The sequence below is a fragment of the Vreelandella boliviensis LC1 genome (assembly GCF_000236035.1).
Classification (GTDB): Bacteria; Pseudomonadota; Gammaproteobacteria; order Pseudomonadales; family Halomonadaceae; genus Vreelandella; species Vreelandella boliviensis.
Genome location: NZ_JH393257.1, coordinates 143,056 through 157,956 on the forward strand (window position 1 = coordinate 143,056; position 14,901 = coordinate 157,956).

A 14,901-nucleotide genomic window follows, 5' to 3' on the forward strand; every position below is an offset into this window, starting at 1 on the left:
CTTATGTGTTCTTTAAATCCGGTGGTCGCTTATAAATTAAAAGCGTCTTCCACCAGCTGGCGCTGCTGTTCAGTGTGGACGGACATATAGCCAGCTGCCGGAGCAGCAGAAGCAGGACGTCCTGCAAATTTCAACTCTCGACCGAGGCCATCTTTCAGCATATCGGCCACTGCACGCATATTGTGCTGGCTAGAGTACCAAGCGCCCTGATTAAGCGGCTCTTCCTGGCACCATACAATGTCCTCTACGTTGGTATAGTCTTGCAGCGCTTCCAGAAGCTCTTCTTTCGGGAAGGGGTAGAGCTGCTCAACCCGTAAGATTGCCGTGTCATGACGCTCATTCTCTGCGCGCCAAGCGGCTAAGTCGTAGTAGACCTTGCCAGCACATAGTACAACGCGGGTGACCTTCTCCGGCGCGAGATCTGCCTGGTCGGCGAGCACCATGTGGAACTTGCCGTGGGCAAGATCTTCAAGGCTCGAAATCGCTTCTTTATGACGCAGCAGCGATTTAGGTGTCATCACCACCAGCGGCTTACGCAGCGGACGAATCACCTGACGACGCAGTAGATGATAAATCTGCGCGGGCGTAGTGGGTACGCAAACCTGCATATTGTGCTCAGCACACATTTGCAGGAAGCGCTCCAAGCGCGCCGAAGAATGCTCGGGGCCCTGGCCTTCGTAGCCGTGCGGTAACAGCATGGTTAAACCACAGACGCGGCCCCACTTCGTTTCACCCGACGAAATGAACTGATCCACGACCACCTGGGCGCCGTTAAAGAAGTCACCAAACTGGGCTTCCCAGATCACCAAGTCATTCGGTGCGGTGGTTGAGTAACCGTACTCAAATGCCAACACTGCTTCCTCGGAAAGGAAGGAGTCATGAATGGTGAAACGCGGCTGACCATCAGACATGTTCTGTAGCGGAACATAAGTAGTGCCATCTTTCTGGTTATGCACCACCGCATGGCGGTGGGAGAAAGTGCCACGCCCCACGTCTTGCCCGGTAATCCGAATCGGGTGGCCCTGCTCTAGTAGCGTGGCGTAAGCCAGCGTTTCCGCAAAGCCCCAGTTAAGTGCCAAACCACCGGCTTGCATTTTACGGCGATCTTCATAAATCTTGGCCACTTGGCGCTGTACGTCGACGCCGTCAGGCACCTCGCACATGCGAGCTGCTAACTGCTGCAGACGCTTCATATCAAAGGTCGTGTCGGCATCGCCAGACCATTCGTGACCCAGGTAAGGAGCCCAGTCAACGAACAGCGAAGCATTGGGCTCTTGTACCAATGCATTGGCAACGTGGTTGCCCGCCACTAGATCATCACGATAAGTTTCAACCATCGCTTTAGCGGACTCTTCAGAGAGTACGCCCTGCTCAACTAGACGCTTAGCATACAGCGAGCGTGCAGAGGGATGATCCTTAATCTTGGCATACATCATCGGCTGCGTGCCTGACGGCTCGTCAGCTTCGTTGTGACCACGACGACGAAAACAAACCAGATCAATCACCACGTCCTTTTTGAACTGCTGGCGATAGTCGAGAGCGACTTGAGTAGCGTGCAGCACTGCGTCCGGATCATCGCCATTAACATGGAAAATAGGCGCTTGAACCATCTTGGCAATATCAGTGCAGTATTCGGTGGAGCGTGCATCCAGCGGATGCGAGGTGGTGAAGCCCACTTGGTTGTTAATCACAATGTGGACCGTCCCACCGGTTTTATAAGCACGGGTCTGGGACATCTGGAATGTCTCCATCACCACGCCTTGACCGGCAAACGCCGCATCACCGTGGACGTTGATCGGCAGCACTTTGCTACCCTCTTCGTCGTTACGGCGATCCTGGCGGGCACGCACCGAGCCTTCTACAACAGGTGCGACAATTTCCAGGTGCGACGGGTTAAACGACATCGCCAAATGGACTTCGCCGCCCGGGGACATGACGTTTGAACTGAAACCCTGGTGGTACTTCACATCGCCTGAGCCGCGCTCGATGACTTTCTTGCCGTCGAACTCATCGATCAAGTCAGCTGGGTTTTTACCCAAAATATTGACCAACAGGTTAAGTCGCCCACGGTGGGCCATCCCGATGACGACTTCCTTGGTGCCATAACCGCCAGCACGTTGGATAAGCTCGTCCATCATCGGCACAAACGATTCACCGCCTTCAAGACCAAAACGCTTGGTACCTGGATACTTGGAGGCCAGGTAATTCTCCAAACCTTCGGCGGCCGTCAAACGCTCCAGCACGTGCTTACGCACATCAGGGCTTAAATCAGGCGCACTGCGTACCGACTCAAAACGCCGCTGTAACCAGCGTTTCTCTTCCGTATCGACGATATGCATGATTTCGCAGCCGATGGAGCGACAGTAAGTGCGCTCCAACGCATCCACGATGTCACGCAGTGGCGCTTTGTCGATGCCTAAAAAGAAAGAACCGGTTTGGAACTCGGTGTCCAGATCAGCCTTTGAGAGCTGATGAAAGGACAGATCAAGATCGGGTACGGGGGTGGGATTACGCAGTCCTAGCGGGTCGATATTGGCCTTTTGATGGCCACGGAAGCGGTAAGCGTTAATCAGCTGCAGGACTTTTACCTGCTTTTTGTTTTCACCGCTATCGGCAGCGGCGACTACACGGCCCGGGCGACTTTCGCGCCCCAACTGGTAGAACTGATCACGCACGGGGCTAAGTGGTACATCGTGGGAGGCACTGCCCTCGGGGCGCGGCAACTGGTCAAAGTAGCTGCGCCATTCGTCAGGGACAGACTCAGGATCGGCGAGGTACTGCTCGTAAAGCGCTTCCACGTAGTGAACATTGCCGCCACTAACGTGAGAGGAACGCCACATCAACTCCATTATGCCTTGTTGCATCTCTCGGTCACCCTGCACTGATGGGGTGGTATCGGTATCGTCGCAAAGCTGCGGCGACATCGCTATTGCCCTGCCGGCGGGGCGGGACATTTGCCGGCGGCGCCGGCCAACGGCCGGAAACCCTGTTCGTCTAACACTTCATTCTCTAACACTTCACCATCTAACACCTCATGCCACATCTAGCGGTCATACTGTGTATCTAGCGGTCATACTGCGTGTCTAACGGTCATACGGTGTTTCGTCTTCAGTTCATGCTCGAAAGCCGGTACCCAGGCACCGGCTTTCAAACTTGTCTGATCAGCGGTGCGACGTGACGCCGCACCGCGTGACAAACCCTATGATAACAAGCGAAGCGCCATGATTTAAGTGGCATTACCACCCAACTTAAGTGGCAGACGCTTTTTTACTAATATGTCATAGGCTTAGGTAGCATCAGCGAGTAACATTTCGCGAATTTTACCAATCGCCCGAGTAGGGTTAAGGCCTTTTGGGCACACCGCTACACAGTTCATGATGCCACGGCAACGGAACACCGAGAACGGATCTTCCAAGTTGCTCAACCGCTCGCTGGTGGCCGTGTCACGTGAATCGGCCAGGAAACGGTAAGATTGCAGCAGCCCCGCCGGGCCCACGAACTTCTCTGGATTCCACCAGAACGACGGGCACGACGTTGAACAGCATGCGCATAGAATACACTCATACAAGCCATCTAGCTTGTCTCGCTCTTCCGGCGACTGCAGGCGTTCAATAGCGGGCGCAGGCGTGTCGTTCTGCAGGTACGGCTGAATACGCTCGTACTGCTTATAGAACAGCCCCATATCCACGACCATATCGCGAATAACTGGCAAGCCCGGCAGCGGGCGTAGGGTCAGCTTGTTGTTTTTGACAACGTCTGACAGCGGCGTGATACACGCCAAGCCGTTTTTGCCGTTCATGTTCATGCCGTCAGAACCGCAGACGCCTTCACGGCAGCTGCGACGAAACGCCAAACCGCTGTCTTGTTCCTTCATCATATGAAGAACATCCAGCACCATTACATCGCGGCCTTTGGTATCGACCTGAAACTCCTGCATGTAAGGTGCGGAGTCGGTTTCCGGATTGTAGCGGTATACGGATACCTGAAGATTGGACATAGTGACTCCCTCTCGTCTATGCGGCGTTTAGTAGGTACGAACCTTAGGCTCGAACGTATCCATGGTTTTCGGCTTGAAGTTTACGTCGCGTTTTTTCAGCTCTTTCGTCGCCGGGAAGAACAATGAGTGCTTCAGCCAGTTGACGTCATCACGGTCTGGATAGTCGTAGCGCGAGTGGGCGCCGCGGCTCTCTTTGCGCTCAAGGGCAGCGATCGCCGTCGCTTCAGCCACTTCCATCAAGTTATCAAGCTCAAGCGCTTCGACACGGGCAGTGTTGAAGGCATTGGACTTGTCAGGCAGATAGGCATTAGCAATGCGCTCACGCAGCAGTGCTAGCTTATCGACGCCTTCCAGCATGTTTTTCTCTTCGCGGAATACGCCGAAGGAGGTCTGCATGATTTCCTGAAGCTCTGCTTTCAGCTCAGGAATGCTTTCGCCACCTTCAGACTCATTCCAACGCGTGATCCGCTTCATGGCCGACTCGATGTCAGACTCGGAAGCATCCAGGTACTCAATGCCTTCGTTCAGCGCGCCTTCGATAAACATGCCAGCAGCACGCCCAAAGACCACCAGATCCAGCAGTGAGTTACCGCCCAAGCGGTTGGCACCGTGAACAGACACACATGCTGCTTCACCACAGGCAAACAGACCGTTAACGATATGATCGTTACCGTTTTCATCCATGGTAATCGCCTGGCCATGGATGTTGGTCGGGATACCGCCCATCATGTAGTGACAGGTGGGTACAACCGGGATCGGATCTTTCGCTGGATCGATATGCGCAAAGGTCTTAGAAAGCTCAACGATACCGGGTAGGCGCTTGCCAAGTACTTCTTCACCCAGGTGATCGAGCTTCAGGAAGACGTGGTCGCCCTTCTCGCCGCAGCCGCGGCCTTCCAGAATCTCCATGACCATCGAACGAGCGACAACGTCACGGCCCGCCAAATCTTTGGCGTTGGGCGCATAACGCTCCATAAAGCGCTCGCCATCTTTATTGATCAGGTAGCCACCCTCACCGCGACAGCCTTCTGTGACCAGCGTACCCGCACCGTAGATACCGGTCGGGTGGAACTGCCACATTTCCATGTCCTGCATCGGGAAGCCAGCGCGCAGCGCCATACCAATGCCGTCACCGGTGTTGATCAGCGCATTGGTCGTAGAGGCGTAAATACGGCCTGCACCACCAGTGGCCAATACCGTGGCCTTGGACTTAACGTGAACCACTTCGCCCGTCTCAATGCACATGGCGATACAGCCGACCACGTCACCGCTGGCATTTTTGACCAAATCAACCGCGTACCATTCGTTCAGGAACACGGTGTTATTCTTCAGGTTGTTCTGGTAAAGCGTGTGCAGCAGCGCGTGGCCGGTACGGTCAGCCGCTGCACAGGTACGTGCCGCCTGGCCGCCTTCACCAAAGTTCTTCGACTGGCCACCAAACGGACGCTGATAGATACGGCCATTGTCTAAACGAGAGAACGGCAGACCCATGTGCTCAAGCTCAAATACCGCTTTTGGGCCTTCAGAACACATATACTCAGCCGCGTCCTGGTCAGCGATATAATCGCCGCCTTTAACGGTGTCATACATGTGCCAGCGCCAATCGTCGTTCGGGTCATCGGACGCGATTGCGCAGGTGATACCACCCTGGGCAGAAACAGTGTGAGAGCGGGTCGGGAAAACTTTCGATAACACGGCCGTCTTTTTACCGGACTTTGCCAGCTCCAGAGCGGCTCGAAGGCCAGAGCCACCGCCACCAATAATAATGGCGTCAAACGTCAGGCTACGCAGATTAGACATGTAATCAAGCTCCCCACAGAATTTGAATGCCCCACACCAAGTACACGAAAATGCCCAGGATGATGACAGCTTGGGCACCCACGCGCAGGCGAGTGGACTTGAGATAGTCGGTGGTCACGGTCCACAGACCGATCCAGGCGTGTGCCGCTATGGCGACAAACGCCAGTAGCGAGAAAATCCGCATCCACGTCTGACTGAATAGACCGCTCCACGCGTAGTAATCGAGGTTTGGATTAAACAGCAGGAAGGCAACGATAAAGACCGTATAGAGGGCCAAAATAACAGCAGAAAAGCGCTGCATCAGCCAGTCAGAAAGCCCACTACGGCCAAAACTTGTAATATTAGTTACCATACCCAAACTCCTGCCAGAATAATCAGAACGGCACTGACCACGATGGTGATCTGCGCTTTTTTAACGCCACCCTCAAGGGTTACCCCAATGTCGGCATCCATCAGCAGGTGCTTGATACCCGCTACAAAGTGAAATGCCAGTGCGGATAACAGTCCCCAAGCAATCAACTTGGCCAAGAAGTTATTGGCCAGTGCATCGCTAACGGCGTCGAAACCCGCTGGTGATGACAAAGATTTGCCCAGCGCCCAAAAAGCGAAGATCAGGCCAACGAACAGGATGACACCCGTGATGCGGTGGGTAATCGACGTCAGTGCTGGTAGTGGAAAATGTATGGTGGAAAGGTCTAGGTTTACGGGTCGTTTACTATTCACGGCTTTGTACACACTCTCTTGGTCCGCTCTGAGACAGATCGGGCATGGCCCGAGCGGGCGGTGGTTTCGGGAAGGGGCTCGGCCGTTGCCAAGTTGGGCACGACCTCCTACCTGCCGGTCGCGCGCCGTAGATTATAAGAACCTTCGCCCTCGCTTACAAACCGAACTCAGGCCTAACTCGACTATGGTGCAAGAAAATTGTCTTCGTCCTGAGTCGATTTTGCGCTGCAGCATGGTTATAGTGACAGTAGATTAGCAACTTGCTAAGCCTGTTAACATATCACATTAGCCTATCGTCAATCCTCTGGCGCATGGTCATAATGCAGGCTCACTCATCATATACAAAAATTATTCATAACAACAATATTTGTACAACCCGTGACTAGCGTTTAGGCTAATTGACAAAATGTCGCACACTTCTATAGTGGGCAAGCCTTTTCGCCGGCGCGGTATGCGCAGCAATGACTTTACGTCCCAACCCGAATTCGAAAGGAGGCCAGCATGGCTGACAGGAAAGCGACATTGACGGTAGACGGTCTGGATAAACCGATCGATCTACCTATGTACTCCGGCACACTTGGCCCCGACGTCATTGACGTCCGCGGCTTAGGCGCTGAAGGCCTGTTCACCTACGACCCCGGCTTTATGGCCACCTCTTCCTGCCAATCTGCCATCACCTACATTGATGGCGGCAAAGGTGTGCTGCTTCACCGCGGCTACCCCATTGACCAATTGGCCAAAGAGTCTAATTTCGTTGAGATGTGCTACACCCTATTGTTTGGTGAGTTACCTAACGACGAGCAGTACGCGGATTTTGAATCGCGCATTCGTAACCACACAATGGTTCACGATCAAATCAACAACTTCTTTAAAGGGTTCCGTCGCGATGCGCACCCGATGTCTATCTTGTGCGGTGTAGTGGGCGGCTTAGCTGCTTTCTACCATGACCACATGGACATCACTCAAGAAGAAGATCGTGTGATCAGCGCAATCCGCCTGATTGCCAAAATGCCTACGCTAGCGGCAATGTCGCATAAATATAATGTCGGTCAGCCCTTTAACTACCCGCGCAACGACCTGAGCTACGCAGAGAACTTCCTCTACATGATGTTCAGCAACCCGTGCGAAGAGTACAAAATCAACCCGGTATACGCGAAAGCCATGGACCGCATCTTTATGCTGCATGCGGATCACGAGCAGAACGCCTCTACCTCGACTGTACGCTTGGCAGGGTCTACGGGCGCCAACCCGTTCGCCTGTATTAGCGCAGGTATCGCGGCACTTTGGGGCCCCGCTCACGGCGGCGCCAACGAAGCCGTACTGACCATGCTTGACGAAATCGGCGAAGACTCTGAAGAGAACATCCAGCACTTTGTAGATAAAGCCAAGGACAAAGACGACCCGTTCAAGCTAATGGGCTTTGGTCACCGCGTTTATCGCAACTTTGACCCGCGCGCCAAGGTGATGAAAGAGACCTGTGACGAAGTGCTCGCAGAACTCGGCATGGCCGACGACCCGCAGCTCAAGATTGCCAAGCGTCTTGAGCAAATTGCCCTTGAAGACGAGTACTTCATTGAGCGTAAGCTGTACCCGAACGTAGACTTCTATTCGGGCATCATCCTGAAAGCGATGGGCATCCCTACCAATATGTTCACCGTAATTTTCGCGGTATCGCGCACCATTGGCTGGATCTCGCATTGGCACGAAATGCTCAGCGAAAGCTACAAAATCGGTCGTCCGCGTCAGCTCTATATTGGCCACGACCAGCGTGACTATCCGAAAAAATAAGTCACCCCGCTTGATAGTATGAATAAAGGCCACCCGAAGGTGGCCTTTTGCGTATGGGCTGATTAACGCTATGCATTTTGGGCCAACAACGCACCATTCACACACCAATAATCATGCTACAACACATTTAGATAGCTCAAACAAGCTTGCTCCTTAGAGGCCAGCCTCTGCCCTTGCAGAGCTGAACATAGGCCGAGTCGATAGTCAGCCGCGCCAGCGGTTCAATTTGCTAGCGCTTTACTTCGCCCCTTCTGAATCACTCTTTCGCCTATACCGCTACCATTAAAAATGCCTAATCAGACCCTAATAAAGCTTGACTTTTCTGCTCCTGGGCCTTGAACAGGGTTTTCCACACTATCTGTGGATAACCCTGTTCACAACCACTTTAAAACGTCCCGAAATCGCCATGGGCAGTGGGCCAGCCTTAAATTGGTTATTTTTTGATCTACAGCAAGTCATTGTTTTTAAACAATTTAAGTTCTGTTAAAGATTTTTTACGTCAACAACAAGGGGTTGTGCACAACCTTAGAAACAGATTCGCAAAAGTGGACAAGTCAAGCACAAAATCGACCAAAAATTATCGATTTGTAGCTCTTTTGTGAATGTCAGGAATACAAAAAGCCAGCAGATGAGAGAGCTCATTGCTAGAGAAATAAACGTTAGGAAGGATACTGAAGTAGTGGCGTCCCATAGGGGGTTCGAACCCCTGTTACCGCCGTGAAAGGGCGGTGTCCTAGACCACTAGACGAATGGGACGTATAACACTAACTAAAAGACGCTAAAAAGCGCGACCTATCGAGCTTCTATTCATACGCCATTTCTAAATAGCTATACGAATTGGTGGAGCCTAGCGGGATCGAACCGCTGACCTCAACACTGCCAGTGTTGCGCTCTCCCAGCTGAGCTAAGGCCCCACATGTCGCTGAGTCGGAGCGTATAATACTGATTCCACTGACCTTCGTCAACATGAAAAACGCCAATTCCTTAAAGATAAGAAATTGGCGTTAACACTATATCAATTGTGGTTAGCTGATTTTACTTAGCTATTTCACAAAGCTATTTCACGAAATTCTTTCTCAAAGCGCTTCGTCTGTTTTTTAGATACGCCGCCTAAGACCTCTATCGCACTACGCAGCCGCGCCCGGGTAACGTCAGAGCCAAGAATTGCCATGGCGTCCATCACAGAGGTACTTGAGGTGCTGCCGGTAATGGCAATAAATACGGGTGCCAGGAACACTTTCATTTTTAAATCAAAATGCTCGGCCAGCAGCTTAACTTCGCTCAGCAGCGCCTCTTTATTCCAAGCCGAAACGCCCTCGAACCGCCAGACAAGGAACTGTAGCAGCTTGACCAGCTCTTCTTCCTCAAGCTTCACGCTTTCAAACGACTCTTTTGTTAGCGTCGGAAGACCCGAGAAGAAGTGCCCTGCCAACGGCATCACCTGAGAGAGCGTTTCTACCCGCGGCCTTACCTGCGGCAGTATCTGCTTAACATAGGCTTCATTGAAGGCCCAGTCACGCAGTGCGCTCAACAGTGCATCGTCATCCAGATCTTCACGGATATAAACACCGTTCAGCCAGGTTAGTTTCTCCAGGTCAAATACCGGGCCACCTAACGAGACACGCTGAACATCGAATTCCGCCATCATTTCCTGGAGGCTGAATTTCTCGCGCTCATCGGGCATCGACCACCCCATCCGCCCCAAATAGTTGGTAACAGCCTGGGGTAAAAAACCCATCCGACGATAATAATTGATGGAAGTCGGGTTTTTGCGCTTAGAAAGTTTGGACTTGTCCGGGTTGCGCAGCAGCGGCATATGGCAAAGTTGCGGCATTTCCCAACCAAAATACTCATACAGCAGTTGGTGCTTTGGTGCTGAGTTAATCCACTCCTCCCCACGCAGCACATGAGTAATCGCCATGAGATGATCGTCGACCACATTGGCTAGATGATAAGTGGGCATACCGTCTGATTTAAGCAGTATTTGCGCGTCCACCTGCGCCCACTCGACTTCAATGGTACCGCGCAACATGTCATTAACCACACACACGCCTTCAGCGGGCACGTTCATGCGCACCACGTAAGGCCAGCCTTCCTGCTCACGGCGTGCTTGCTCTTGGCTTTCCAGCGCTAAATCAGCAGGTTTCAATGCCAGGTGCAGGCCCGCTGCCTTGCGGGTTTCACGAAGTTCATCCAGTTCTTCACTGGTGCGATAACACTTAAATGCATGCCCAGCATCCAACAGTTGCTGGGCGTATTGAGCATAAATATCACCCCGCTCGCTTTGCCGATATGGGCCGTAGGGGCCGCCAACATCCGGGCCTTCATCCCACTCCAGACCTAACCAACTTAGCGAATCGAGAATCATCTGTTCCGACTCAGGTGTAGAACGCACCCGATCAGTGTCTTCAATACGCAGAATAAATTGGCCACCGTGCTGACGCGCAAAACAGAGGTTAAAAAGCGCGATATAGGCCGTACCAACGTGGGGATCTCCTGTTGGAGAAGGTGCGATGCGAGTACGTACGGTCATGAAAACGTCCTATTGGCAAAAATGCATGGCGATATTATACGCACCTTAGGCGCAACCAACAGCGTCACGCAGGGAACAACTAGCGTAAGAAAGCGTCAGAGAAATTAACTCAACGTTATTTGTCCACTAATGCGCGCTAAAGCACAATCGCTTAGTATGTCTCTGCAGCAACTCTTTGGGCGAATACCCCAAGCTTGAGACAGACCGATAATGTGTGTTTATAGAGCCACTATCTATATTAGCAAAGATTATTATAGTGGAAGACATTCAACGAGCTTGTTAGCTCATCATCAGGAAGACGAAATGGAATCGCTAGGCTCACGTATCAAGCAACTGCGGCTTAGGGCCAAGCTCAACAAAGCTGCCCTCGCACGCAAAGTTGGCGTGTCAGATGTCACCATTTCTTATTGGGAATCTGGGGCGATCAAGCAGATCGGTCACGAACGCCTTGTCGCGCTCGCTGATGCACTCGACTGCTCCCTGGCAACACTATTGGAAGGTGACAGTGCACCCGAGCTATTAACGTTGACCCACACTGGTCCCCTCCCCTGGGAACAGGTACAGGCAACGACCATTAAAGTGCCCAGTCATCTCCCGCTGAACATTGACTGGAAAGCACCGTGCGTGATGGCAACACCTGGCCAAGGTACAGACTTTTCGCCCGTTAATGCTGGTGACCTGCTGTTGCTCGGGCCGACTCATGTGTTTCACAAAGCGGGCCACTATGTAGTGCAACGCGACGATCGTTTCGTCATTGAGCACTTCGCCAAAGCCCCAAGCGATACTTCGATTCATGCAGTACTGTTAGCCCATTGGCATCCTGCCTAAAGCGTCTACCTCCCCGGACTCTCTAGCACCTCCACCTGGTCACGCGTTTGCCTTGGCTCACTCCCCACCAAGAAGCGTCGTGAGTAGGTGGCCACTTGGCCCAGCCCATGGCGGGATTGGCTTACCAGCTCTCCTGCCAGGTGCTGGCCTTTGTGGCCAATCCGCGCCTGAACGGCTTCCGGCTGCACACTGCCTTCGGAAACCTCAACCTGCACTGTATAGCCGCCATCGGGGAAGCCACTACCAGGGCCAAATGGCCCCGCTGCAAACACACCATTCTCTACACGTGTCCGCTCCCGCCAACGCCCGCTGCTGAGCTCGCGTTCGACAATAATCTGCACCAGCGTCTCGTCAGGTAAATTGCTTTCGCCCTCGACCATTAAACGTCGATCGCTGCGCAGCGATACATGCGCCGTTATCTCGACGACAAGCGGCTCAACGTCTTCCGCCTCGGCAACTTCTGTATCGGCAGCTGTCGGCTCGGGGGCTGACGTTTGTTCTGCGGTTGACACCGATTCACTCGGCTCGTCTGTTTCGCCACAGCCCGCCAGTAGTGCAACGGTTATCATCAACACGCCAACACTGCTTATTACATTGCGCATACACACTCCAAATATTACTTGTTCTGCAGCTTACCACTGCATAGCTGCCACCACAGTGGAATACTTGTTTTGACCCCGCTACATGCGCCGCTTCCGGTACAATGTGCTTATCATGCTAACAAGACATTTTAGGAGCAGCGGCTTTGGACATCATTTGGTGGTTGGCCTATGTAGCACTGGGCGGTTTTGTAGGCTTAATGGCGGGGTTATTGGGGATTGGCGGTGGCGGCATTATGGTGCCGATTCTCACCTCCCTTTTTGTACTCCAAGGCGTGCCCCACGAACACCTGGCCCACTTGGCCTTAGGCACCGCCATGGCGGCCATCATTCCCGCCTCTACCGCTAGCTTGTTCTCCCACCACCGGCACGGAGCCGTTCGCTGGGACATCGTGCGCTTTATTACCCCTGGCATATTAATCGGCACTTTTTTGGCGACCTTTATCGCTGCGCTGATTCCCACCCGTGGCCTAGCCATCTTTTTCGCCTGCTTTATGGTGCTAATGTCACTCCAGATGCTGGCAAACATCAAGCCCAAACCCAGCCGCGGCCTACCCAGCCCTATCGGCGTCAGCGGTGTGGGCCTGGGCATCGGCGGTATTTCCGCGCTCGTCGCCATTGGCGGTGGCTCACTCACAGTGCCCTTTCTCACCTGGTGCAACGTCAAGCTACCCCGCGCGATTGGCACCTCTGCAGCCGTGGGGCTACCGATTGCCGTTGCCGGTGCACTTGGCTACATAATCAACGGATGGTCTACCCAAGGGCTGCCTAGTGCAACGCTCGGCTACGTTTACCTGCCCGCGCTACTGCTCATGGCACCGTTCAGCATCCTTACCGCCCCCATAGGGGCAAAGTTAGCGCATAGGCTACCCGTCAAACTCCTCAAACGGGTATTCGCTTTTATGCTGATGGGGTTGGCACTGCAGATGGTCTATGCGGTGTTTACGGCTTGAATGCCATGTACCTCTTACAGAAGAACGGGTTACGCATTTATACACGAATGATCACACTGTAAAGCAGCAATGAGCAGCAAGACTCAGGCTGCCGGAAAACGTTACACTGCCGGAAAACTACCGGGCCATGTTAAAGTTTGTTGAGAGCAGAGGGAGGATAGAATCACAAAGTAGTCTGTTTTCCGCTTGTCTTGTTATTCCTATCGCCTAAGCCTTTATCCCCAACCATGGCAAATCGCCGAGTTTTAGTTTAATAATAATTTTCCTTCCGCGCTAAGTAGAGAAAATTTAAATATCATTATCGAAGTAAGAAGTGAGTTTTTTATTTTTCGGAGTTAGCGCTCGGCATTAACTGTCTTCAGCCATTGCCTTCCTGGAGAATGTTTTTGATTCTGAGTAGTCAGGTTGACCAGTACGCGCAATGCGAATACGCGCTAGATATGAGAAACTGCCGTCCTTTTTACGGCGCTTGCGAATCGTTGCCATACTTGCCCCTCAGATGTACCAAATCAAAAGCGGCTCACGTACCAAATATGTACCAACGAACCATGAAAAACGCCGCTCAACCACTGTAAATATGAACAGTTATGAATGATACCACAACCGCGCAAACCCGCATAAAGTCTGGCATTGTCCGTCCTGAGCTGGATAGAACTTTCTCCGTCGCGCCCATGATGGATTGGACGACCCGCGATTTTAGAGCGCTAGCACGCACGTTAACCAAGCGGGCGCTCCTGTATACCGAGATGGTCACTACCGGTGCGATTTTGCACGGAACGCCCCGTGAGCGCTTTTTGGGCTATAGCGAGGTGGAGCATCCGCTTGCGCTGCAGTTAGGCGGCAGCGATGCTGGTGAGCTGGCGGAGTGCGCGGCAATTGCTGAGGCCTGGGGCTATGATGAGGTGAACCTGAATGTCGGCTGCCCAAGCGACCGCGTACAGAATAATATGATTGGCGCGTGCTTGATGGGTTACCCCGAAAAAGTGGCCGAGGCAGTGCGGGCGATGCAGGCAGTGGTGTCTATTCCGGTTACAGTGAAGTGCCGTATTGGGATTGATGACCAGGATGAAGACGCCGACCTTGAGCGGTTTATCGCTATCGTTGCCGACGCAGGCTGCGAGGTATTTACCGTTCACGCCCGTAAGGCGTGGCTGCAGGGGTTGTCGCCTAAACAAAATCGCGATGTGCCGCCGCTTAACTACCCTCGGGTTCACCGTCTAAAGCAGAGCCGCCCTGAATTGCATATCGGCATTAACGGCGGGATTAAAACGCTGGCTGAGTGCCAAGCGCAGCTCACCCATGTGGATAGCGTGATGGTGGGCCGTGAGGCGTATCAAAACCCTTGGCTGCTCGCCGGTGTCGATGAGCAGCTATTTGGTGAGCAAGGGCCGGCGGCAAGCCGCTTGGATGCAGCAAAGGCTTTCCGTCCGTATATTCAGCAGCGCTTGGATGAAGGTGCAAAGCTGAACCACATTACCCGCCACCTGCTGGGCTTGTTTCAGGGTTGCCCCGGCGGCAGGCGCTTTCGGCGGCATTTATCAGAACACGCCCATAAAGAAGGCGCAGGATTGCGCCTATTTGATGAAGCATTGAGTTTGGTGCGTGAGCCAGAGACTCAAGACACACAGCCCGCCTCCCTTTCTGCCACCCTTCCCGCTTAAACGCTAAAGGTACAGGCGG

Annotated in this window: 11 protein-coding genes and 2 tRNA genes; 4 read left to right on the forward strand and 9 right to left on the reverse strand. The window is 53.1% G+C overall.

Going from position 1 to position 14,901, the window contains the following annotated elements:
* Positions 1 to 29: 29 nt before the first annotated feature.
* The 5 genes from KUC_RS00625 to sdhC all read right to left on the reverse strand — a co-directional run bounded on the left by KUC_RS00625 (position 30) and on the right by sdhC (position 6,520).
* Positions 30 to 2,864, reverse strand: coding sequence for a 2-oxoglutarate dehydrogenase E1 component (locus KUC_RS00625; protein WP_040480069.1), 2,835 nt, complete (start codon positions 2,862 to 2,864; stop codon positions 30 to 32).
* Between the two features lie 422 nt (positions 2,865 to 3,286).
* Entirely contained in the window at positions 3,287 to 3,997 is a 711-nt protein-coding gene (locus KUC_RS00630) for a succinate dehydrogenase iron-sulfur subunit (protein WP_009287296.1), read from the reverse strand.
* A gap of 27 nt (positions 3,998 to 4,024) precedes the next feature.
* Positions 4,025 to 5,797, reverse strand: coding sequence for a succinate dehydrogenase flavoprotein subunit (gene sdhA, locus KUC_RS00635; RefSeq protein ID WP_007111121.1), 1,773 nt, complete (start codon positions 5,795 to 5,797; stop codon positions 4,025 to 4,027).
* Between the two features lie 4 nt (positions 5,798 to 5,801).
* A complete protein-coding gene (gene sdhD, locus KUC_RS00640) occupies positions 5,802 to 6,149 on the reverse strand; it encodes a succinate dehydrogenase, hydrophobic membrane anchor protein (protein ID WP_040479082.1) in 348 nt (115 codons plus the stop codon).
* Positions 6,143 to 6,520 (reverse strand): succinate dehydrogenase, cytochrome b556 subunit, encoded by a 378-nt coding sequence (gene sdhC, locus KUC_RS00645; RefSeq protein ID WP_205634159.1) that lies wholly within the window; start codon positions 6,518 to 6,520, stop codon positions 6,143 to 6,145. Before sdhC ends, sdhD begins: the two co-directional genes overlap by 7 nt.
* A gap of 501 nt (positions 6,521 to 7,021) precedes the next feature.
* On the opposite strand from sdhC, the gene gltA reads away from it, so the two are divergent.
* Complete coding sequence (gene gltA / locus KUC_RS00650; protein ID WP_007111124.1) at positions 7,022 to 8,308, forward strand: citrate synthase; 1,287 nt, start codon at positions 7,022 to 7,024, stop codon at positions 8,306 to 8,308.
* Between the two features lie 680 nt (positions 8,309 to 8,988).
* On the opposite strand, the gene KUC_RS00655 is transcribed toward gltA, so the two are convergent.
* The 3 genes from KUC_RS00655 to gltX form a co-directional block, all read right to left on the reverse strand.
* Positions 8,989 to 9,064 (reverse strand) — tRNA-Glu (locus tag KUC_RS00655).
* Between the two features lie 82 nt (positions 9,065 to 9,146).
* Positions 9,147 to 9,222: transfer RNA gene (locus KUC_RS00660), tRNA-Ala, on the reverse strand.
* A gap of 134 nt (positions 9,223 to 9,356) precedes the next feature.
* Positions 9,357 to 10,841: a glutamate--tRNA ligase gene (gltX, locus tag KUC_RS00665; protein WP_007111126.1), complete on the reverse strand. Its 1,485-nt coding sequence runs from the start codon at positions 10,839 to 10,841 to the stop codon at positions 9,357 to 9,359.
* A gap of 303 nt (positions 10,842 to 11,144) precedes the next feature.
* On the opposite strand from gltX, the gene KUC_RS00670 reads away from it, so the two are divergent.
* A complete protein-coding gene (locus KUC_RS00670; RefSeq protein WP_035563045.1) occupies positions 11,145 to 11,669 on the forward strand; it encodes a helix-turn-helix domain-containing protein in 525 nt (174 codons plus the stop codon).
* A 5-nt stretch (positions 11,670 to 11,674) separates the two neighbouring features.
* Here the strand turns inward: KUC_RS00670 and KUC_RS00675 are convergent, their stop codons facing one another.
* Positions 11,675 to 12,271 carry a hypothetical protein gene (locus KUC_RS00675; RefSeq protein WP_007111128.1) on the reverse strand — a complete coding sequence of 199 codons (597 nt, stop codon included), beginning with the start codon at positions 12,269 to 12,271 and terminating at the stop codon, positions 11,675 to 11,677.
* Positions 12,272 to 12,414: 143 nt separating this feature from the next.
* On the opposite strand from KUC_RS00675, the gene KUC_RS00680 reads away from it, so the two are divergent.
* Entirely contained in the window at positions 12,415 to 13,221 is an 807-nt protein-coding gene (locus KUC_RS00680; RefSeq protein ID WP_007111129.1) for a sulfite exporter TauE/SafE family protein, read from the forward strand.
* Positions 13,222 to 13,808: 587 nt separating this feature from the next.
* Entirely contained in the window at positions 13,809 to 14,882 is a 1,074-nt protein-coding gene (gene dusA, locus KUC_RS00685) for a tRNA dihydrouridine(20/20a) synthase DusA (protein ID WP_007111131.1), read from the forward strand.
* The last annotated feature ends 19 nt before the right edge of the window (positions 14,883 to 14,901 follow it).